The organism is Nocardioides sp. Z40_12, from assembly GCF_058215795.1.
In genome coordinates this window covers 140,724-158,960 of the sequence record NZ_JBZAJA010000007.1, presented here as the reverse complement: position 1 = coordinate 158,960, position 18,237 = coordinate 140,724, and the positions used below count along the sequence as shown (strand labels likewise).

21 protein-coding genes and 1 riboswitch are annotated in these 18,237 nt (G+C 73.5%); of the genes, 8 read left to right on the top strand and 13 right to left on the bottom strand.

Features of this window, described 5'->3' with window-relative positions; genetic code table 11:
- Nucleotides 1-3 precede the first annotated feature (3 nt).
- On the top strand, nt 4-1,248 hold the full coding sequence (xseA, locus tag AC4BG9_RS14335; RefSeq protein ID WP_490571787.1) for an exodeoxyribonuclease VII large subunit: 1,245 nt from the start codon (nt 4-6) through the stop codon (nt 1,246-1,248).
- A 24-nt stretch (nt 1,249-1,272) separates the two neighbouring features.
- The gene (locus AC4BG9_RS14330) at nt 1,273-1,479 is read left to right on the top strand and encodes an exodeoxyribonuclease VII small subunit (RefSeq protein ID WP_490571786.1); all 207 of its coding nucleotides are present in this window, start codon (nt 1,273-1,275) and stop codon (nt 1,477-1,479) included.
- A gap of 10 nt (nt 1,480-1,489) precedes the next feature.
- Here AC4BG9_RS14330 and AC4BG9_RS14325 read toward each other — a convergent pair whose 3' ends face one another.
- Nucleotides 1,490-2,053: a DUF4245 family protein gene (locus AC4BG9_RS14325; RefSeq protein WP_490571785.1), complete on the bottom strand. Its 564-nt coding sequence runs from the start codon at nt 2,051-2,053 to the stop codon at nt 1,490-1,492.
- 115 nt (nt 2,054-2,168) lie between these two features.
- On the opposite strand from AC4BG9_RS14325, the gene glpX reads away from it, so the two are divergent.
- Nucleotides 2,169-3,191, top strand: coding sequence for a class II fructose-bisphosphatase (gene glpX, locus AC4BG9_RS14320; protein ID WP_490571784.1), 1,023 nt, complete (start codon nt 2,169-2,171; stop codon nt 3,189-3,191).
- Here glpX and AC4BG9_RS14315 read toward each other — a convergent pair.
- Nucleotides 3,156-3,998, bottom strand: a complete 843-nt coding sequence (locus AC4BG9_RS14315) for an alpha/beta fold hydrolase (RefSeq protein WP_490571783.1) — start codon at nt 3,996-3,998, stop codon at nt 3,156-3,158. The two genes, glpX and AC4BG9_RS14315, sit on opposite strands and share 36 nt — an antisense overlap.
- A gap of 87 nt (nt 3,999-4,085) precedes the next feature.
- Here AC4BG9_RS14315 and AC4BG9_RS14310 point away from each other — a divergent pair, with 87 nt between their 5' ends.
- The 5 genes from AC4BG9_RS14310 to AC4BG9_RS14290 all read left to right on the top strand — a co-directional run bounded on the left by AC4BG9_RS14310 (nt 4,086) and on the right by AC4BG9_RS14290 (nt 9,650).
- Nucleotides 4,086-5,048: an alpha/beta fold hydrolase gene (locus AC4BG9_RS14310; protein ID WP_490571782.1), complete on the top strand. Its 963-nt coding sequence runs from the start codon at nt 4,086-4,088 to the stop codon at nt 5,046-5,048.
- Nucleotides 5,049-5,287: 239 nt separating this feature from the next.
- A complete protein-coding gene (locus AC4BG9_RS14305; RefSeq protein WP_490571781.1) occupies nt 5,288-6,577 on the top strand; it encodes an extracellular solute-binding protein in 1,290 nt (429 codons plus the stop codon).
- Nucleotides 6,574-7,518 carry a carbohydrate ABC transporter permease gene (locus tag AC4BG9_RS14300; RefSeq protein ID WP_490571780.1) on the top strand — a complete coding sequence of 315 codons (945 nt, stop codon included), beginning with the start codon at nt 6,574-6,576 and terminating at the stop codon, nt 7,516-7,518. Before AC4BG9_RS14305 ends, AC4BG9_RS14300 begins: the two co-directional genes overlap by 4 nt.
- A 1-nt stretch (nt 7,519) precedes the next feature.
- Nucleotides 7,520-8,359, top strand: a complete 840-nt coding sequence (locus AC4BG9_RS14295) for a carbohydrate ABC transporter permease (protein WP_490571779.1) — start codon at nt 7,520-7,522, stop codon at nt 8,357-8,359.
- A 4-nt stretch (nt 8,360-8,363) separates the two neighbouring features.
- Nucleotides 8,364-9,650 carry an ABC transporter ATP-binding protein gene (locus AC4BG9_RS14290; RefSeq protein WP_490571778.1) on the top strand — a complete coding sequence of 429 codons (1,287 nt, stop codon included), beginning with the start codon at nt 8,364-8,366 and terminating at the stop codon, nt 9,648-9,650.
- Nucleotides 9,651-9,821: 171 nt separating this feature from the next.
- Here the strand turns inward: AC4BG9_RS14290 and AC4BG9_RS14285 are convergent, their stop codons facing one another.
- The 11 genes from AC4BG9_RS14285 to AC4BG9_RS14235 all read right to left on the bottom strand — a co-directional run bounded on the left by AC4BG9_RS14285 (nt 9,822) and on the right by AC4BG9_RS14235 (nt 18,237).
- Complete coding sequence (locus AC4BG9_RS14285; protein WP_490571777.1) at nt 9,822-10,472, bottom strand: DUF1707 SHOCT-like domain-containing protein; 651 nt, start codon at nt 10,470-10,472, stop codon at nt 9,822-9,824.
- 10 nt (nt 10,473-10,482) lie between these two features.
- Nucleotides 10,483-11,310, bottom strand: a complete 828-nt coding sequence (locus AC4BG9_RS14280) for a Cof-type HAD-IIB family hydrolase (RefSeq protein ID WP_490571776.1) — start codon at nt 11,308-11,310, stop codon at nt 10,483-10,485.
- Between the two features lie 20 nt (nt 11,311-11,330).
- Nucleotides 11,331-12,119, bottom strand: a complete 789-nt coding sequence (gene thiD, locus AC4BG9_RS14275) for a bifunctional hydroxymethylpyrimidine kinase/phosphomethylpyrimidine kinase (protein WP_490571775.1) — start codon at nt 12,117-12,119, stop codon at nt 11,331-11,333.
- Nucleotides 12,116-12,703 (bottom strand): thiamine phosphate synthase, encoded by a 588-nt coding sequence (locus tag AC4BG9_RS14270; protein ID WP_490571774.1) that lies wholly within the window; start codon nt 12,701-12,703, stop codon nt 12,116-12,118. Before AC4BG9_RS14270 ends, thiD begins: the two co-directional genes overlap by 4 nt.
- Nucleotides 12,700-13,476, bottom strand: coding sequence for a thiazole synthase (locus tag AC4BG9_RS14265; protein ID WP_490571773.1), 777 nt, complete (start codon nt 13,474-13,476; stop codon nt 12,700-12,702). The genes AC4BG9_RS14270 and AC4BG9_RS14265 overlap by 4 nt, the downstream gene beginning before the upstream one ends.
- Complete coding sequence (thiS, locus tag AC4BG9_RS14260; protein ID WP_490571772.1) at nt 13,473-13,670, bottom strand: sulfur carrier protein ThiS; 198 nt, start codon at nt 13,668-13,670, stop codon at nt 13,473-13,475. Before thiS ends, AC4BG9_RS14265 begins: the two co-directional genes overlap by 4 nt.
- Complete coding sequence (gene thiO / locus AC4BG9_RS14255) at nt 13,667-14,722, bottom strand: glycine oxidase ThiO (protein ID WP_490571771.1); 1,056 nt, start codon at nt 14,720-14,722, stop codon at nt 13,667-13,669. Before thiO ends, thiS begins: the two co-directional genes overlap by 4 nt.
- The gene (locus AC4BG9_RS14250) at nt 14,719-15,312 is read right to left on the bottom strand and encodes a thiamine phosphate synthase (RefSeq protein ID WP_490571770.1); all 594 of its coding nucleotides are present in this window, start codon (nt 15,310-15,312) and stop codon (nt 14,719-14,721) included. The genes thiO and AC4BG9_RS14250 overlap by 4 nt, the downstream gene beginning before the upstream one ends.
- Nucleotides 15,310-15,419, bottom strand: a riboswitch (TPP riboswitch). It overlaps the preceding gene by 3 nt.
- An 84-nt stretch (nt 15,420-15,503) precedes the next feature.
- Complete coding sequence (locus tag AC4BG9_RS14245; RefSeq protein ID WP_490571769.1) at nt 15,504-16,577, bottom strand: ABC transporter ATP-binding protein; 1,074 nt, start codon at nt 16,575-16,577, stop codon at nt 15,504-15,506.
- Nucleotides 16,577-17,362 carry an ABC transporter permease gene (locus AC4BG9_RS14240; protein ID WP_490571768.1) on the bottom strand — a complete coding sequence of 262 codons (786 nt, stop codon included), beginning with the start codon at nt 17,360-17,362 and terminating at the stop codon, nt 16,577-16,579. Before AC4BG9_RS14240 ends, AC4BG9_RS14245 begins: the two co-directional genes overlap by 1 nt.
- Nucleotides 17,359-18,237: an ABC transporter permease gene (locus AC4BG9_RS14235; protein WP_490571767.1), complete on the bottom strand. Its 879-nt coding sequence runs from the start codon at nt 18,235-18,237 to the stop codon at nt 17,359-17,361. The genes AC4BG9_RS14240 and AC4BG9_RS14235 overlap by 4 nt, the downstream gene beginning before the upstream one ends.

The following is an 18,237-nucleotide window of genomic DNA, read 5'->3' as shown; positions in this document are numbered from 1 at the left end:
GCCGTGGCCCTGGAGACCTCATCGGAGCAGCCGGCACCGGTCCGGCAGATCGCCAACGCGATCTCGGGCTGGATCGACCGGCTGGGCCCGGTGTGGGTCGAGGGCCAGATCGCCCAGATCAACAGGCGCCCCGGGGTGCAGACGGTCTTCCTCACCCTGCGCGACTCGGTGGCCGACATCTCGGTCCCGCTGACCTGCGCGCGCAGCCTCTTCGACGGCCTCAACCCGCCGCTGGTCGAGGGCGCGAGCGTGGTGGTCCACGCCAAGCCCAGCTACTACGCCAACCGGGGCTCCCTCTCCCTGTCGGTGCGCGCCATCCGGATGGTCGGCCTGGGCGAGCTGCTGGCCCGACTGGAGCGGCGCCGCCAGCTGCTGGCCGCCGAGGGGCTCTTCGCCGCCGAGCTCAAGCGCCGGCCGCCCTTCCTGCCACGCGCCGTCGGCCTGGTCACCGCGCCCGGGTCCGCCGCGGAGCGCGACGTCGTGGAGAACGCCCGGCGCCGCTGGCCCGCGGTGCGCTTCGAGGTGGCCTACGCCGCCATGCAGGGGCAGCGGTCCGCGAGCGAGGTGATGGAGGCTCTGGACCGGCTGGAGCGCCACCCGGAGGTCGACGTGATCGTGGTCGCCCGCGGTGGCGGCTCGGTCGAGGACCTGCTGCCCTTCAGCGACGAGGCGGTGGTCCGCGCCGTCCACCGGATGCGCACGCCGGTGGTCTCCGCGATCGGCCACGAGCCGGACCAGCCGCTGCTCGACCTGGTCGCCGACGTCCGCGCCTCCACCCCCACCGACGCCGCCAAGCTGATCGTCCCCGACATGCTCGAGGAGCTCAACGGCGTGCGGTGGGCCCGCGACCGCATCCGGACCCAGCTCCGCGGGCTTCTCGACCGCGAGCAGCGCGGCCTCGACGACCTCCGCTCGCGCCCGGCGCTGGCCGACCCGCGCTACCTGCTCGACGTCCGCGCCGAGGAGGTAGCCGCCCTGCGCGACCGAGCCCGGCGCACCCTCTCCCACCGGCTGGACCGGGCCGCCGACGACGTGGCCCACCACCGCGCCCGCGCCCGCTCCCTCTCCCCCCTGGCCACCCTGCAGCGTGGCTACGCGGTGGTGCAGGACGAGGCGGGCCACGTCGTCACCTCGGTGGCCGGGGTCGACCAGGGCGCCGCGCTCACCGTCCGCCTGGCCGACGGCCGACTCCAGGTCTCGGCCACGGCCGCCGAGCACGACCCGGTGGGCGGCGACCAGACCCCATGACCCGACGCAGCACAGGAGCGAGCAATGGCTGAACCCAAGCAGCTGTCCTACGAGGACGCCCGGGAGGAGCTGGTCGAGGTGGTCCGCACCCTCGAGCAGGGTGGCACCACCCTGGAGGAGTCGCTGCGGCTCTGGGAGCGCGGCGAGGTGCTGGCCAAGGCCTGCCAGGAGTGGCTCGACGGCGCCCGCACCCGGCTCGACGCCGCGATCGAGGGCGACGCGGAGGAGTAGCCCCCGCGGCTCAGGAGCGCTCGGGCTCGGCCAGCGGCGCGTCGGTCAGGTTGGCCGCGAACTCCTCCACCACCTCGCGCGGCGCGGAGCCGTAGACCATCACCACGTCGCCGTCGCGCTCGCGGACCAGCGCCACGTCGCCCCCGGCGTCGGTGAAGACCCGCCACTCGCCGCCCAGGTCGCCGCCGATCCGGACCGGCTCCTCCTCGGTCGCCTTCTCGTCGACGAAGACCTCGAGCAGGTCGTCGACCGACTCGTCCTCCTGACGCAGCCCCACGAAGCGGTCGGTGTCGGTGAGCATCCCCAGGCCCCAGACCGGCGGATCGGTGGGGGTGAAGGAGAGACTGGTGGCCTTCCACCCCGCGGGCAGCCCGGCGGGGTGGACGACGTCGTGGCCCGCCTCCTGCGCGGCCACCACGGCGGCCTCCCAGTCGAGGGGCTCGACGGCGTTGTCGGGGGTCGTGCGGTTGAGGTCCCGCAGCAGCACGACGGTCAGGACGACGACGACCAGGACCGTCATCGCCCCGATCATCGCGCCCATCGAGGTCTGGTGGCGACCGGGCTTCTCACTCACCCCGTCATCCTCTCAGCCGCCGGCCCGGGGGGCTCACCGACCCGGCGCGCCGGCCGCCCGTCCGTCCCGGCCCGGGGCGACGATCGAGGCGCGCGGCCTCGATAACATGCGGCCCATGACCCCCACGGACCTCCACGTCGATCCCGCGTCCCCCGACCGCAACCTCGCCATGGAGCTGGTCCGGGTGACCGAGGCCGCGGCCATGGCCGCCGGCCGGTGGGTCGGCCGCGGGGACAAGAACGGCGCCGACGGCGTGGCCGTCAACGCCATGCGCGTGATGATCTCGACGATCCAGATGAACGGCACGGTCGTGATCGGCGAGGGCGAGAAGGACAACGCCCCGATGCTCTACAACGGCGAGAGCGTGGGGGACGGCACCGGCCCCGAGTGCGACGTCGCGGTGGACCCCATCGACGGGACCACGCTGACGGCCAAGGGGATGAGCAACGCCGTCGCCGTGCTGGCGGTGGCCCCGCGCGGCTCCATGTACGACCCCTCCGCCGTCTTCTACATGGAGAAGCTGGTCACCGGCCCGGAGGCGGCCGACGTCGTCGACCTGCGCCTGCCGGTGGCCGAGAACATCCACCTCGTCGCCAAGGCCAAGGGCCGGCGCCCCGAGGACGTCACGGTGGTGCTCCTGGACCGGCCCCGCCACGAGACGCTGGCTCAGGAGATCCGCGACGCGGGGGCGAGGATCAAGTTCATCAGCGACGGCGACGTGGCCGGCGCGATCATGGCGGCGCACCAGGGCACGGGCATCGACCTGCTGCTGGGCATCGGCGGCACCCCCGAGGGAATCATCGCCGCCTGCGCGATGAAGGCCCTCGGCGGCGTGATCCAGGGCAGGCTCTGGCCCACCGACGACGAGGAGCGGCAGCGCGCCCTGGACGCCGGGCACGACCTCGACCCCGACCACATCCTGTCCACCGACGACCTCGTCACCGGCGAGGACTGCTTCTTCGTGGCCACCGGGATCACCGACGGCGAGCTCATGCAGGGGGTGCGCTACCTGCCCAACGGGGCCGCCACCACGCACTCGCTGGTGATGCGCTCGCGCAGCGGCACCATCCGCAACATCATCTCCGAGCACCAGCTCGGCAAGCTACGCAATTTCTCCGCGATCGACTTCGACAAGTGACAGCCGGCGGGGCTGGAGCAGGGTCCGACGCACCAGGTCGATGACCCGCGGCTCGACCACCATGCCCAGGTGGGAGCAGCCCACCTCGACGAGCTGCGCCTGCGGGTCCAGGCAGGCGCGGTGGTCGACCACGCCGTCGCGGCGGGAGTAGACCGAGGTGTAGGAGACCGTGTCGGCCAACGGCGCCCGGCACTGGTCGAAGGCCGTGCGGGCACACTGGCCGGCGACGCAGTCCTCGGCCATCAGGCCGCGCAGGCCGGCCCGGCTCAGCCGCACCAGGACCTCGACGCTGGCGGTCAGGCTCGGGTGGTGCGCCCCCGGCGCCAGCACGGGGCTGCCCAGGGTGACGATCCCCGCGACCAGGTCGGGTCGCCGGGCCGCGACGCCGCGGGCCAGCATGCCGCCCAGGCTGTGACCGACCACGCGGACCTGCCGACCCCGGCGGGCGGCCACCGACTCCAGCCTCGCCTCCAGCTGGTCGACGGCGCCGGCGGTGCAGCCCACGTTGGCGTGGATGTGGGAGCGGTAGGTGCGCATCCCGTCGTGGCGCAGCGCCCGGGCCAGCGGCGCCAGGCTCGCGTCACCGGCCAGGAAGCCCGGAACCAGCACCACCGGGTCCAGGTCGCGGACCGGGGCCGCCCCGGCGAAGGGCCGCAGCCGCAGCCCGCTCCGACCGCGCTGCCAGGCGTAGCGACCCACCTCGGCCACCACCGCCCGCTCGCGCAGCACCGCCGAGGCGTGGAGCGCCTCGAACCCGTCGGGCCGCAGGAAGGCGGCCAGTGTGGTCGGCGTCACAGTCGGGGTCACGGGCGGCACGGTAGCCAACGCCGGCAACAAGGACCAGTATTTCGCGAACCCCGCGCGGTGGCCGCCCAGCTCGTGTTGACTTCGACCATGCCCCCGCGTACCCCGGAGCCGCCCGAGCCGGTCCCGGTCTCCGACGAGCTGCTGGCCCCGGTGAGCCCCGGCATCGAGCTCTGCTACCAGACGTTCGGCGCCGAGGAGGACGAGCCGCTGCTGCTGGTGATGGGCCTGGGCGGACCGATGACCTGGTGGCCCGCCGACCTGTGCGAGCTGCTGGCCCGCGAGGGGTTCTTCGTCATCCGCTACGACAACCGCGACACCGGTCGCTCCACCCACCTCGCATCCCGGGTCAGCCGGGGGATGCTGGTGCGGGCGTTCCTGGGCCGACGGGTGCGGGCGCCGTACTCGCTCGACGACATGGCGGGCGACGCGTTCGGCCTGATGGACCACCTCGGCCTGCAGGCGGCCCACGTGGCCGGTGTCTCCCTGGGCGGGATGATCGCCCAGACGATGGCCGTCACCGCGCCGCGGCGGGTGCGCTCGCTGACCAGCATCATGTCGACCACCGGGCGACGCACGGTCGGCTGGCAGAGCCCCCAGCTCCTCCCCACCCTCGTCGCCCCCCGCAGTCCCGGCCGGGAGGCCTACGTGCAGGCCAGCGCCGCCCTGTGGAAGGCGATCGGCTCCCCCGGCTACCCGACGGACCACGAGGTGCTCACAGCGCGCGCCCGGGAGACCTACGACCGGGGCTTCGACGCCCGCGGGGTGCTGCGGCAGACCCTCGCCGTGCTCACCCAGCCCGACCGCACCCGGCGGCTGCGGGGCCTGCGGATCCCGACCAGCGTGATCCACGGGCTCTCCGACCACATGGTGCACGTCTCGGGCGGTCGGGCCACCGCCGCGGCGGTGCCGGGCGCCGAGCTCGTCCTGATCGACGGGATGGGCCACGACCTGCCCGAGGCACTCCACCCGGGCTTCGTCGACGTCATCCGACGGACGGCCGACCGGGCCGCCGACGGCCGGCGGGACCCGGGCGCAGCACCCCCGACCTGACCGGCGGCGCGCCGACCCGGACCGGGTCGGCACCTCGGTCGCCAGCGGCCGGCGTCAGCGCCTCCACGGCCGCCGGCACGGGCGCCGATCCCTCGTCGACGCGCGCAAATGGGACGTGTGTGGCATCACTTCCGTCACTCCCGGGTACCCCCCGGCCAACGGCGCGGGGGGTTGCCATCGCCCCCCGGGTGGACTACATGTGATCTAGGACACAGAGGGAGGGACACATGGGAACCCCCATGAGAGGCAGTTCCAGGCGTCGGCGGACAGGGGTCGCGGTGGCCGCCCTGGCGCTGTGCTCCGGCATGCTCGCGGCGTGCTCCGGTGACGACTCCGGCAAGGCGACGCTCAACTGGTACATCAACCCCGACGGGCAGGAGACCCTCAACCAGCTCGCCGAGGACTGCAGCACCGACGACTACGACATCTCCATCCAGCTGCTGCCCTCCAGCGCCACCGACCAGCGCACCCAGCTGGCTCGCCGGCTCGCCGCCGAGGACTCCTCGACCGACCTGATGAGCCTCGACCCGGTCTTCATCCCGGAGTTCGCCAACGCGGGCTGGCTCGCCCCCTTCGACGGCGAGCAGGCCGACGCGGTGGTCGACGACGACGTGCTCGAGGGCCCGGCCGACACGGTGCTGTGGGAGGACGAGGTGGTGGCCGCTCCGCAGTGGGCGAACACCCAGGTCACCTGGTACCGCAAGTCCCTCGCCGAGGCCGCCGGCCTCGACCCCGAGCAGGACTGGACCTGGGACCAGATCATCGACGCCGCCGCTGAGAACGGCGGCACCGTGGGCGTCCAGGCCAACCGCTACGAGGGCTACGTGGTGTGGATCAACGCCATGGTCCTCGGCGCCGGCGGCGACATCGTCACCGACACCGAGGCCGGCCGCGACGCCGAGGTCGCCCTGGACGACGACGCGGGCCGCGAGGCGGCCCGGATCATCGCCAAGCTCGCCTCCTCCGACGCCGCGCAGGCCGACCTCACCGTCTCCAACGAGGGCACCAGCCTGGGCCAGATGTTCCCCGAGGACGGCGCCGGGGAGTTCATGGTCAACTGGACCTTCGTCTACAAGAACTACGAGGGCACCGGCGACGACCTCGACGACCTCGGCTGGAACCGCTACCCGGCCACCGTCGAGGGCGAGGAGTCCCGGCCCCCGCTGGGCGGCATCAACATCGGGGTCGGCTCCTACTCCGAGAACGTGGAGTGGGCCAAGGAGGCGGCCGTCTGCGTGACCACGCCCGAGGCCCAGACCCAGCTCGCGGTCAACGAGGGCCTGATGCCCTCGCGGGGCTCGGTCTACGACAACGACGAGCTCACCGAGGCCTACCCCGCCTCCCTGCTCGAGCTCTTCAGGGAGAGCATCGACGCCGGCGGGCCGCGTCCCAAGAGCGCGCTCTACAGCCAGATCTCGAGCGCGATCCAGTCCGTGTGGCACTCCCCCGAGAGCGTCGACCCGGACAGCACGCCCCGCCGATCCGCGGAGTTCCTCTCCGACATCCTGGCTGGAAAGAGGCTCCTGTGACCAGCACCGTCGTGGCCCCCGACTCCAAGGCCGACCGCCGCAAGACCGCCCAGATGAGCGACCGGACCAAGGCCGAGCAGCGGCTCGGGCAGAAGCTGGTGCTGCCGGCGATCGCCCTGATGCTGCTGGTCACCGCGTTCCCCATGCTGCGGGCGATCTACCTCAGCACCTTCAACTACACCCTGACGGCGCCCGACGACCGGGAGTTCGTCGGGCTGCAGAACTACATCACCGCGCTGACCGACTCGCTCTTCTGGGAGACCACCCTAAACACGGTGTTCATCATGGTGGTCACCGTGGCGGTGGAGCTGGTGATCGGCTTCATCTTCGCCATGGTGATGCACCGGGTGATCTTCGCCCGCGGCGTCATCCGGACCTCGATCCTGATCCCCTACGGCATCATCACCGTGGTCTCCGGGTTCGCCTGGCAGTTCGCCTTCAGCAACAGCAACGGCTTCATCAACGAGTGGCTGCCCTGGATCTCCGACAGCTTCAACTGGTTCGGCCAGTACGGCTCGGCGATCGCGGCGATCATGGTCTCGGAGATCTGGAAGACCACGCCCTTCATGTCGCTGCTCCTGCTCGCCGGGCTGGCCCAGGTCTCCGAGGACATGCTGGAGGCCGCCAAGGTCGACGGGGCCACCTGGTGGCAGCGGCTGTGGAAGGTGATCCTGCCCAACATGCGCTCGGCGATCATGGTCGCCGTCCTCTTCCGGGCCCTGGACGCCTACCGCATCTTCGACAACATCTTCGTGATGACGGCCGGGGCACAGGGGACCGAGTCGGTCTCCTTCCTGACCTACCGGCAGGTGATCGAGCAGTTCCAGCTGGGGATCGGGTCGGCACTCTCGGTGCTGCTCTTCCTCTCGGTGCTGGTGATAGCCGGCCTGATCGTCAAGATCTTCCGCGTCGACCTTGCCGCTGCCCGGCAGGAGGGATGAGATGAACACCAGGAACCGCATCGGCGTCGTGGTCGGCGCCATCCTCATCCTCGTCTGGTGCCTGCTCCCGGTCGCGTGGATCATCTCGCTCTCCTTCAAGTCGCAGGAGGCGATCACCACCGGCAGCCCGGGTTTCCTCCCCAAGGAGGGTGGCGGCGCCGGCTGGCAGAACTACGCCGACGTGCTCGCCGACGAGCAGTTCCGGCGCGCGATCATCAACTCCATCGGGATCTCGCTGATCGCCACCCTGCTCTCGGTGATCATCGCCACGCTGGCCGCCTACGCCATCGCCCGGCTGGAGTTCAAGGGCAAGAAGTTCGTGCTCACCACCGCCCTGGTCATCGCGATGTTCCCGGTGGTGGCACTGGTCGGCCCCCTCTTCGACATGTGGCGCACCTTCGGCATCTACGACACCTGGCTCGGCCTGATCATCCCCTACATGTCGTTCACGCTGCCGCTGGCGATCTGGACCCTGTCGGCCTTCTTCCGGGAGATCCCGTGGGAGATGGAGCAGGCCGCCCAGGTCGACGGGGCGACCTCCTGGCAGGCGTTCCGCAAGGTGATCGTCCCGCTCGCCGCCCCCGGTGTCTTCACCGCGGCGATCCTGACGTTCTTCTTCGCCTGGAACGACTTCGTCTTCGGCATCTCGCTGACCTCCACCGAGGCCGCGCGGCCGATCCCCGCCGCACTGTCGTTCTTCGTCGGCAACGACCCGTTCAACCGGCCGGCCTCGCTGCTGGCCGCGGGAGCCGTGGTCTCCACGATCCCGATCATCGTCATCGTCCTGCTGTTCCAGCGCAAGATCGTCGCCGGCCTCACCTCCGGCGCAGTGAAGGGTTGATCCCATGGCCGCCATCACCATGAAGAACATCGTCAAGCGCTACGGCGACGGCTTCCCGGCCGTCAACAACGTCAGCATCGACGTGCAGGACGGGGAGTTCATGATCCTCGTGGGGCCGTCGGGCTGCGGCAAGTCGACGCTGCTCCGGATGATCGTCGGTCTGGAGGACATCACCTCCGGCGACATGATGATCGGGGACCGCCGGGTCAACGACCTGGCGCCGCGCGACCGCAACCTCGCGATGGTCTTCCAGAACTACGCCCTCTACCCGCACCTGACCGTCTACGAGAACATCGCCTTCCCGCTCCGGCTGGCCGGGGAGAAGGACGACGAGGTCGACCGCAAGGTGCGTAACGCGTCGAAGACCCTCGAGCTCGACGAGCACCTGGACCGCAAGCCCGGCAACCTCTCGGGCGGCCAGCGGCAGCGGGTCGCCATGGGCCGGGCGATCGTCCGCGACGCCGACGCCTTCCTCTTCGACGAGCCGCTGTCCAACCTCGACGCCAAGCTGCGCGGGCAGATGCGCACCGAGATCTCCCGGCTCCAGAAGCGTCTGGGGATCACCACCGTCTACGTCACCCACGACCAGACCGAGGCGATGACCCTGGGCGACCGGGTCGCGGTGCTCAAACGCGGCATCCTCCAGCAGCTCGCCACCCCGCGCGAGCTCTACGAGAACCCGGGCAACCTCTTCGTGGCCGGCTTCATCGGCTCGCCGCCGATGAACATGCTCCCCGCGGAGGTCGACGGCACCACGGTCAAGCTGCCGTTCGGCTCGGTGGAGATCTCGCCCGAGAAGGCCGAGAAGGCCAAGGGCCGGGGACTGCTGATCGCCGGCATCCGCCCCGAGCACTTCGAGGACGCCTCGGTCGTCGACCCCTCCAAGAAGGCGTCCGGCTCCACCTTCCGGACCAAGGTCGACGTGGTGGAGTGGCTGGGCAACGAGGCCTACGCCTACATCCCGTTCGAGGCGCCGCCGGAGGTCCAGAAGCAGCTCTCCCAGCTGGAGCAGGACCTCGACGGCGAGTCCCTGCGCACCCAGCTGGTGATCTCCCTGGACGGCGCCAGCCGGATCGCCGAGGGCGACGAGGCGGAGATCTGGGTGGACACCTCCCGGATGCACCTCTTCGACCCCGCCACCGGCGAGAACCTCACCGTCGACGAGGCCCACGCCGGGCGCATCCCCGAGCGGGAGGACCCGCAGGACCAGGCCAAGGCCGAGGAGCTGGCCGCCGAGGGCGACGAGATCCACGCGGCCAGCGAGGCAGGGGGCGACACCGGGCCGGCATGAGTCCGGTCCGGCCGGGGTACGCCCCGACCGGACCCCGCGGGAGGTTACGCACAGCCCGCGGTCACGGAGGGCCTCACGAGCTGCCGCCGGGTAGGCGGATCGTGAGGCCCTCTTCTGTGCCCGCGGGCCCAGTGGCCGGTCAGGGGCCGGTCAGGGGCCGGTCAGGGCCGGTCAGTGCCCCAGCATCTTCTTGACCTTGCCCGGCTCCCCCGGCATCCGCTTGCGGGTCACCGTCACCGCGCCCATCAGGGCGACGCCCTTGACCCGGACCACCGGGGAGTCGGGGCGCAGGTCGGCCGGGACCTTGTCGCGGGCCTGCTCGAAGGCGCCCATCACCCCGAAGCCCTCCACCACCACGTGGGTGCCGGCGTTGACGTAGATGTCGACCGAGCCCATCACCGTGTTGGCGTTGATGATCGTCTCGGTGGCGCTGAAGCGGGCCTCGCGCAGGTCGAGCAGGACCGCCCCCATCATCGAGAAGGCGGTGTGGGTCGACCCGATCTGCCACACGCCCTTGCGGTCGACACCGGAGAGGATGGCCACCGAGCTGTGGTGGCTCACGGTGGCGGGCAGGCCGGGCGTCGGCCGGGGCACGGGCAGCGTCTGCCCGAACGGCTGCAGGCTCGTCGGGGTGGCGCCGGGGAGGTCCGCGGTCAACGGCACCAGGTCGGCGTACACCTTGGCGCCGTAGGCGGCCTCCAGGCGCTCGTCCAGCTCGTCGAGGTCGAGACGGCCCTCGGCCGCGGCCTCGCGGAGGGCCTCCGCGACCCGGTGCCGGTCCTGGTCCGAGATGCGCAGGCGGGAGGGGTCGGGCTGGTCCATGGGCGTCAGCCTAGCGAGCACCTGCGGCCGAGCCGGCGATCTCCTCCAGAACCAGGGCCACCCCGTCGTCCTGGTTGCTCGCCGTCACCCGGTCGGCCGCCGCCCGGACGGCCGGGAACGCGTTGCCGACCGCCACGCCGTGGCCCGCCCAGGTGAGCATCTCGACGTCGTTGAGGGCGTCCCCGAAGGCCAGCACCTCGCCGGCCTCGACGCCGAGCTCCTCGCAGAGCCGGGCCAGACCCCACGCCTTGCTCACCCCCTGCGCCATCACCTCGAGGAACGGCGCCCCCGAGCGCGTGGTGGCGAACCCGCCGAGACCGAGGGCCTCGAGCCGCTCGGCCAGCTCCTCGACGGCGAGCTCGGGGTGCCGCACGATCAGCTTGAGGCTGGGCGCGGCCAGCACGTCGGCGACCGGGTGGCCGCCCATCGTGGCGACGTCGCGCTTGTGGTCCTCGAAGGTCGCGATCGCGGCGTACCCCTCCTGGGCGACGAAGAGCTCGCCGCCCTCGCGCACGCCGCAGCAGAGCACCCCCGGCACCGCCTCGGCCAGCGCCTCGACGAGCCTGCGCTGCACCTCGACCTCCAGGTGGCTCTCGAACAGGCGCTCGCCGGTGCCCAGGTGGACGCCCAGGCTGCCGTTGCTGCAGACCGCCCAGCCGTCGAAGCCGGCCTGCTCGGCGATGCGGCGGACCCCGATCGGCTGCCGCGCGGTCACCGGCACCACGTGGACGCCCGCGGCACGCGCCGCGTCGAGGGCGGCCCGGGTGCGCGGGCTGATGCTCAGGTCGTCGCGCAGCAGGGTGCCGTCGAGGTCGGTGGCCACGAGCCGGATCGCCATGGTCGCAGCGTAGGCGAGACTCACCGCTCGTCGCGGCGCGAGGCACAAGGTGCGGTGTGGGCGACCGGCCCCCGGCCGCGGCCCAGCCGCCAGTCGCGGCCGACGACCAGCCGCCCGGCGGTGTACGCCGCGGCGCGCGCCGCCGCCTCGGGCAGCGGCACGCCGTGGGCGAGGTGCGCGGCCAGGGCGCTGCTGTGGGTGCACCCGGTGCCGTGGTCGTTGCGCGTCTCCACGCTCGGGTGGGCGACCTCCACCGGCTCGCGGCCGGGCAGGGCCAGCAGGTCGCACCCGCTCGCGCCACCGGTGACCAGGACCGGGTGACCGCGCCCGGAGAGCAGGGCGGCCAGCTCCCGCTGGGTGCCCGGGCAGCCGGCCAGCGCGGCCGCCTCCTCGGGGTTGGGGGTGGCCACCGTGGCCAGCCCCAGCAGGTGCTCGCGGTAGGCAGCGACCACCCCCGCGTCCCCCAGCACCGCCCCGCTGGTGGCCACCAGCACCGGGTCGACCACCAGGGGGACGCCGGCTCCCCCGACCCGGTCGGCCACCAGCCGGACCACCTCGGCGCTGCCCAGCATCCCCGTCTTGACCGCGGCCACCGGCAGGTCGCCGAGCACGGCGTCGAGCTGCGCGGCCACCACCTCCCACGGGACGGGATGGACGGCGTGCACGCCGAGCGTGTCCTGGGCGGTGACCGCGGTGACCACGCACGCGCCGTGGGTGCCGAGGTGGCCGAACGTGGCGAGGTCGGCCGCGAGGCCCGCGGCCCCGCCCGAGTCCGTGCCGGCGATCGTCAGCACCACCGGCGGCGTCACTCCCCCACCTCGGCCAGCAGCCGGGTGACCACCTCGGCAGGGTCGGCGGCCCGCATCACCGCGCCCATCACCGCGACCCCGTGGGCGCCGGCCGTCAGGGCGGCGGCGGCCACCCCGGGGCCGACCCCGCCGAGCGCGAGGACGGGCAGCCGGTGGCCGGCGAAGGCGGTGGCCGGGAGCGCCGGACCGTAGCCGGGCTTGCTCCGCGTGACGTCGTACGGCGAGAGCGTCACCCACCCGGCTCCGTCGGCCGTCGCCTCCGCCACCTCCGCGCGGGAGTGGCAGGAGCGGCCCCAGCACGGCGTCCCGGCCGGGACCGGCTGGCCCGCCGCCAGGTGCATCGCGTGGGCGGCCGGGTCGGGCAGCCGCGAGGAGACGACCCGCAGCCCCGGCAGGGCGGCGAGCGCCGCGACCAGGGCCCGCCGTCGCGCGGCCGGCAGGTCGGGCTCGCGCACCACCACGGCGCGGAGCCCGGCGGCGTGGCAGGCAGTCACGGTCGCCAGCAGCCCACGGCCCGGCGCCAGCTGGGCGCGGTCAGTGAGCAGCACCACCCGCGGGGGTCGCGCCGGGGGGCGGGGGCTCATCCGACCCGCCCCGCCACCGGGCTGGACGCCCGGGCCACCGACCGGCGCGGGATCCGGCCGGCACCCCGAGCCGTCCGCCCCGCCTCGACCGCGAGCCGCAGCGCCCGCGCCATCGCCGGCGGGTCCGCGGCCCGGGTCACCGCGGAGGCCGCGAGCACCGCGGCACAGCCCAGCTCCATGGCGAGAGCGGCGTCGGAGGCGGTGCCGATCCCGGCGTCGAGGACGACCGGGACGGCGACCGCGGCCACCACCGCCTCCAGCGACCACGGGTCGAGCACCCCGCGGCCCGAGCCGATGGGCGAGCCCAGCGGCATCACCGCCGCGCACCCGGCGTCGGCCAGCCGGCGGGCCAGCACCGGGTCGGGCGGCGCGTAGGGCAGCACGGTGAAGCCGCGGGCCACCAGCTGCTCGGCGGCGTCGAGCAGCTCCACGGCGTCCGGCAGCAGCGACTCCTCGTCGCCGATCACCTCGAGCTTGACCCAGTCGGTCTCCAGCGCGTCGCGGGCCAGCTCGGCGGTGAACACCGCCTCCCGGGCGCTGGTGCAGCCGGCGGTGTTGGGGAGCAGCCGGACGCCGTGAGCGCGCAGCGTCCCGAGCAGGCCATCCGCACCCGTGCCCGGCGTCCGGCGCATGCTCACGGTGACCAGGCCAGGGTCGGCGGCGCGCAGCACCTCCGGGAGCAGGGAGAGGCGCGGCAGCCCGCCGGTGCCGAGCAGCAGCCGGGAGGCGAGGGTCTCCCCCGCGATCAGCAACGGGTCCTCGGCGGCGCTCATCCGCCCTGCACCGCCTGCACCACCTCGACGACGTCGCCGGGCCGCAGGGCGTGCCCGACCCGGGCCCCCCGCGGCACCACCACTCCGTTGACGGCGACCGCGCACCCGGTCTCGGGCACCCTGCGGTGGCGCAGCAGGGTGGCGAGGTCCTCCTCGGGCACCTCGATCGGTCGTCCGTTGACCACGATCCTCATGGGCTCCTCCTCGGGTGCGGTGTCGCCGCGGGCCGCCGGCGCGGGTCCCAGGGCGGATGGACGGTCCCCGACTCCAGGTGGTCGGCGACCAGGCGCGCGGTCAGCGGGGCCAGCAGCACGCCGTGACGGTGGTGGCCGGCGGCCAGCAACACCCCCGGCAGGGGGGTGGGGCCGACCAGCGGCCGGTTGTCGCGGGTGCCGGGACGGTCCCGGGCCACCGCCTCCAGCCAGGTCGCCCGGTCGAGCGCCGGAAGGAGTGCGCGGCCCGCGTCGAGCAGGCCGTGCACCCCGCCCGCGGTCACCTCCGGGCCGGTGTCGTGCTCCTCGGCGGTCGCGCCGACCACCACCTCGCCGTCCGGGCGCGGCACCAGGTAGACCGCCCGCCCGCGCACCAGGCCGCGCACCACGTGACGCGGCGGGTCCGCGCTGCGCACCCGCAGCACCTCGCCGCGCACCCCGCGGACCAGCCCGGCGAACGGCGTCGGCAGCCGCGACCCGGTCGCCACCACGACCGCGTCGTGGTCGGGTCCGGGGGCGGGCTCCCGGTCGAGGTGCCACTCGCCGGGGACCAGCGCCTCGCCGAGCCGCCGCCGCAGGGCGGCCATGACGGCCCGCGGGTCGACGGCGAGGTCGGCGGGCAGCCGGAACCCTCCGGCGCTGCGGCCCAGGCAGGGCTCGGCGGCCCGGAGCGCCACCCGGTCCAGCTCCTCCACCGGCTCCCCGAGGGCCTCGAGCAGCCCGGCCTGCCGGGCGAGCTCCTGGAGGTCCCCGGCGTCGTGGCCCACCAGCAGCGTGCCGGCCGTCTGCAGCCTCAGCCCCAGCCGGCCGGCCAGCCCCGGCCAGAGCCGCGCCGACCGGCGCCCGGCCGTGAGCAGGTCGGTCTCCCCGTGCCAGGTCTCCCCCGCCGGGCAGAGCATCCCGGCGGCCGCCCAGGACGCTCCGCTCCCCGGCACCGGGTCCTGCACCGTGACCCGGTGACCGCGGTTCGCCAGCTCCTCGGCGCAGGCGAGCCCGATGATCCCGGCCCCGAGGACTCGCACCCGCAGGCTCACGCGAGGGCCGCCACCAGCTCCTTGGCCGCCGCCACCGGATCCCGCGAGGCCCAGATCCCGGCGATCACCGCGACCCCGTGCGCCCCCGCCCCGCGCGCCCGGGCCGCGCGCCCGGCGTCCACCCCGCCGATGGCGACCAGCGGCAGCACGCCCGTCGCCCAGGTGAGTGCGAAGGCCCCGAGCGGGTCGGGGATGCCGCTCTTGCTCGAGCTCGACCAGACCGGCCCGAAGCCGGCGTAGGACGCCCCCGCGGCCGCGGCCCGCAGCACGTCGTCGCGGCTGCGGCAGGTGGCACCCACGAGCAGGTCGGGGGCGACCCGGCGGGCGGCGGCCACGGGCAGGTCGTCGGCACCGAGGTGGACGCCGTCGGCCCCGGCCGCGAGGGCGACGTCGAGCCGGTCGTCGACGACCACCCGGGCACCCGCCGGGCGCACCGCGCCCACCACCGTCCGGGTCAGGTCGAGGACCTCCCGGTCGGTGCCGGTCTTCTCTCGCACCTGGAAGCCGTCGACGCCGGCCGCGGCGAGGTCGGGAAGCAGGGAGAGGTCGTCCCTGGCGGACACGAGGCAGAACAGACGGGGCAGCAACACCTGGACTCCTGACGCTTCCTTCGCCGGCATGACCCGGATCAGGTTCTACGGTCGGAGCGGCTCAGCTCCCTCTCAGCCCGCTGCCGCAGGCTCCCGTGGTGGACGTCAGCGACGATAGCCAAGGTCCCGAGCAGGTGTCCAGAGTGGTGACCGCGGCCGGCCGGCGGCCGCGCCCGGCGGCCGGTGCGCCCTCAGGCGCCGACGACCAGCACCGGCGCCGGATTCACGCCCAGCGCGACGCGGTCGCCCGGGCGCAGCCCGGAGGCCTCCGAGCTGGCGAGCTGGGCGACCAGCTCGGGCCCGTCGGGCAGGGCGACGTGGACCCGCGAGACCGGCCCGAGGAAGCCCACCGAGACCACGGTGGCGCTCCCCTCCGGATCGGCGGTCAGCTCCAGCGACTCGGGGCGCACCAGCGCCAGGCCCTGGCCCGTGGCCGATCCGTCGAGCACCGGCACCCGCTGACCCAGCACGTTGGCGTGGCCCGACTCGACGGTCGCCGGCACCCGGTTGGAGAGCCCCACGAACTCCCCGACGAAGGCCGTCGCGGGCGCGGAGTAGAGCTCGGCCGGCGGGGCCAGCTGCTCGAGACGGCCGGCGTTCATCACCCCGACCCGGTCGGCCACCGCGAGCGCCTCCTCCTGGTCGTGGGTGACGAAGAGGGTGGTGGTGCCGACGTCGAGCTGGACCTTGCGGATCTCGTCGCGCAGCTGCACCCGGACCTTGGCGTCCAGCGCCGAGAGCGGCTCGTCGAGCAGCAGCACCGAGGGCTCCACGGCAAGGGCGCGGGCCAGCGCCACCCGCTGCTGCTGACCACCGGAGAGCTGGTGGGCGTAGCGCGCCTTGTGCTGGCCCAGGCCCACCAGGTCGAGCATGTCGCCGGCCCGGTCCCGCCGCTCCTTGCGCCCGCGGCCGCGCATCTTGAGGCCGAAGGCCACGTTCTCCAGGACGGTCAGGTGCGGGAAGAGGCTGTAGGCCTGGAAGACCATCCCCATGTCCCGCTTGTTGGCCGGTACCCGGCTGACGTCGCGCCCGCCGACGGTGACGGTGCCGGAGTCCTGAGCCTCCAGTCCGGCCAGGATCCGCAGCGCGGTCGTCTTGCCGCAGCCCGAGGGACCGAGCAGCACGACCATCTCACCCGGCTCGATGCGCAGGTCGAGGCCGTCCAGGGCCCGCACGTCGCCGTAGTGGCGGTGCAGCCCCGACAGCTCGACGGCCAGGCCGCTCTGGGGGGTGGCGCTGGAGGTGGCCTGGGTCACCTGGGACATCACTTGCCTCCGGACATGGTGCGTCGACCGCGGTCGAAGAGGGAGAGGAGCAGCAGCAGGACCGCTGCGAAGAGGATCGAGGCGAGCGCGGCCGCCATCGAGGTCTGGGCGTCGCTCTTGCCCAGCAGCACGATCGCGACCGGCAGGGTCTCGTAGTTGAGGAGCGAGGCGAAGGTGTACTCGCCCAGCACCAGCGCGATCGAGATGAACGCGGCACCCAGCACGCCGGGCCAGATGTTGGGCAGCACCACCCGGACGATCACCGTCCACCACCCGGCGCCCAGCGAGCGGGCGGCCTCGGAGAGGGTGCTCACGTCGAGGGCGGCGAGCGAGGCGTCGATCGCGCGGTAGGCGTAGGGCAGCACCAGCACGACGTAGGAGAAGGCCAGCACCAGCGAGGTCTCGCCGAAGACGTAGCGCAGCCAGCTGTAGACGTTGGAGCTGCCGACCACGATCACCAGCGCCGGGATGGTCAGCGGCAGCAGGCAGAGGAACTCCACCAGCCGGGAGGCGCGGGGCACCCGCAGGCGCACCCAGACCATCGTCGGGACCAGCAGCACGACCATGCCGACCACGGTCAGCGCGGCGAGCACCAGGCTGGTCACGATGGCCTGGGACATCGTCGGGTCGTCGAGCAGGCCGCGCCACGCCTCGCCCGAGCGGCCGCCGCCGCGCACCTTGGTGCTGAAGTCGAGCAGCGCCACCAGGGGCAGCAGGAAGAACGTCGCGAAGGCCGCGATCAGCAGGCCGCGCACCACGCGGCCGGCCACGCGCCCGGCCGTCACTTGAGCCACCTCGAGGTACGACGCAGCAGCAGCGCGTAGCCGATCATCACGACCACCACCACCAGGATCATCTGGAGCGCCAGGGCGAAGGCGAAGTTGGCCTGGCCCAGGACCACCTCGCTGGTCAGCGCGGAGCGGATCAGCAGCGGGGTGATCGGGGCGCCCTGGCTGACCAGGGCGGCCGCGGTCGCGTAGGCGGCGAACGCGTTGGCGAAGAGCAGCAGCGCCGAGCCCAGGAAGGCCGGGAGCAGCAGCGGGAAGCCCACCTGGGTCCAGTACTGCCGGGTGTTGGCGCCGAGGTTGACGGCCGCCTCGCGCCACTGCGGGCGCAGTCCCTCCATGGCGGGGAGGAAGACGATCACCATCAGCGGGATCTGGAAGTAGGTGTAGACCAGGATCAGCCCGGGCAGGTCGTAGAGCCAGCCGGAGCCGGTCGCGTCCATCCCGAAGACGTCGGCCAGCAGATTGGTGAGCAGGCCCCCGAAGCCCAGCGTCGCCATCCACGCGAAGGCCAGCGTGACCCCGCCGAACTGGGCGAGCACGCTGCAGATCGAGGTCACCACCCGGCGCACCAACGAGGCGGGCGGCGAGCTGACCACCAGGTAGGTGAGCACCGCGCCCAGCACCGCGCCGATGGCAGCGGAGGAGGCGGAGAGCACCACGCTCTGCCACAGCGCACGCAGGGCGGTCTCGCCGCCCAGCGCCTCGATCTTCTCGGTGGAGAAGCCGCCGTCGGTGTCCTGGAAGGCGCCGACGACCACGGTGATCGTGGGGACGACCAGGAACGCGGTGACGAAGACCAGGAACGGCAGCAGACCCACCGACGGGCCGACGCCGAAGCGCCGACCCGTCGAGGTGGAGACGTGGGTGCTCAC

What these genes read in the sequence shown, in the direction of transcription:
- AC4BG9_RS14285 (WP_490571777.1), bottom strand. Translation starts at nt 10,472, where the DNA reads ATGGACCAGCCCGACCCCTCCCGCCTGCGCATCTCGGACCAGGACCGG.
- AC4BG9_RS14280 (WP_490571776.1), bottom strand. Translation starts at nt 11,310, where the DNA reads ATGGCGATCCGGCTCGTGGCCACCGACCTCGACGGCACCCTGCTGCGC.
- AC4BG9_RS14305 (WP_490571781.1), top strand. Translation starts at nt 5,288, where the DNA reads ATGAGAGGCAGTTCCAGGCGTCGGCGGACAGGGGTCGCGGTGGCCGCC.
- AC4BG9_RS14295 (WP_490571779.1), top strand. Translation starts at nt 7,520, where the DNA reads ATGAACACCAGGAACCGCATCGGCGTCGTGGTCGGCGCCATCCTCATC.
- AC4BG9_RS14310 (WP_490571782.1), top strand. Translation starts at nt 4,086, where the DNA reads ATGCCCCCGCGTACCCCGGAGCCGCCCGAGCCGGTCCCGGTCTCCGAC.
- glpX (WP_490571784.1), top strand. Translation starts at nt 2,169, where the DNA reads ATGACCCCCACGGACCTCCACGTCGATCCCGCGTCCCCCGACCGCAAC.
- AC4BG9_RS14290 (WP_490571778.1), top strand. Translation starts at nt 8,364, where the DNA reads ATGGCCGCCATCACCATGAAGAACATCGTCAAGCGCTACGGCGACGGC.
- AC4BG9_RS14330 (WP_490571786.1), top strand. Translation starts at nt 1,273, where the DNA reads ATGGCTGAACCCAAGCAGCTGTCCTACGAGGACGCCCGGGAGGAGCTG.
- thiS (WP_490571772.1), bottom strand. Translation starts at nt 13,670, where the DNA reads ATGAGGATCGTGGTCAACGGACGACCGATCGAGGTGCCCGAGGAGGAC.
- AC4BG9_RS14245 (WP_490571769.1), bottom strand. Translation starts at nt 16,577, where the DNA reads ATGTCCCAGGTGACCCAGGCCACCTCCAGCGCCACCCCCCAGAGCGGC.
- AC4BG9_RS14270 (WP_490571774.1), bottom strand. Translation starts at nt 12,703, where the DNA reads ATGAGCCCCCGCCCCCCGGCGCGACCCCCGCGGGTGGTGCTGCTCACT.
- AC4BG9_RS14265 (WP_490571773.1), bottom strand. Translation starts at nt 13,476, where the DNA reads ATGAGCGCCGCCGAGGACCCGTTGCTGATCGCGGGGGAGACCCTCGCC.